The organism is Bartonella sp. MR168JLCBS (assembly GCF_042194175.1).
On the sequence record NZ_JBHIMP010000167.1, the window covers coordinates 1 to 1,024 of the forward strand.

At 40.6% G+C, this 1,024-nt stretch carries 1 protein-coding gene and 1 pseudogene; one reads left to right on the plus strand and one right to left on the minus strand.

From position 1 onward, the window contains the following. A partial coding sequence (locus tag ACFIK8_RS10060; protein WP_375669341.1) for a class I SAM-dependent methyltransferase occupies positions 1 to 620 on the plus strand: 620 nt, incomplete at its 5' end. A gap of 19 nt (positions 621 to 639) precedes the next feature. Here ACFIK8_RS10060 and ACFIK8_RS10065 read toward each other — a convergent pair. Next, positions 640 to 1,024, minus strand: a pseudogene (locus ACFIK8_RS10065) (HslU--HslV peptidase ATPase subunit); the annotation flags it as partial.

Consider the following 1,024-nt stretch of genomic DNA (forward strand, 5'->3'; position numbering starts at 1 on the left):
TATCTAAAAATCATGGTCTTGTCTTCTGGATTCAAGTTCCACAACAGATAGATAAACAAAACATTGTACATTTGCGCTCACTACCGCTTACTTTTGAAAATAAATTTCAAACCACTTCTGGCATGTTCTCTCATGGTCGTATTGACCCAGGATCTGCTGCACTTGCTCTGCATATGCCCAAAGTTATTGCTGGAAAGACTGCCGATTTTGGTTCTGGCTGGGGCTTTCTTTCTCACGCTGCACTTGAAAGAAGTGAAAAATTAACTGCTCTCGACCTCTATGAAGCCGACTACAATGCTTTAGAAGCAGCCAAAAAGCACCTCAAGCATATAAAGGCTTCTCTTCCGGTTCATTTTTATTGGCATGATCTTTTACATGAACCAATCACAAATCTATATGATACAATCATTTCAAATCCGCCATTTCATACGCAACAAACTACGGATGTTTCATTAGGACAGCATTTTATTATAAATGCCGCAAAATATCTAAAGCCAGGTGGTCATTTGCTTCTTGTTGCTAACCGCCACCTGCCTTATGAAACCTTGTTAAAAAACCTTTTTCGCACGGTATTGATACACCAAACCTCCGGCTTCAAAATTATCGAAGCACGCCGTTAAACAAAAACAAGAGATCACTCTAAAGAATGAAACGTGAAAGATCTAAATCAGCAGCAAGATCGCCTATAGATTGTCTGACATAAGCAGCGTCAATTTTAAACGATGTCCCTGCTTTATCAGGTGCAGTAAAAGAAATCTCATCCAAAACGCGCTCCATCACCGTTTGCAAACGACGTGCCCCTATGTTTTCAATCCTTGCATTTAAATCCACCGCAATATCTGCTAGAGCGTCAATCGCATCATCTGTGATTTCTAAACGAACCTCCTCCATTGCCATTAAAGCAATATATTGCTTAATCAGACTGGCTTCAGGTTCGGTCAGAATACGTCGTAAATCTTCCCGTGTTAAAGGATTCAGTTCTACGCGGATGGGCAAACGGCCTTGAAGTTCTGGCAATAAATCA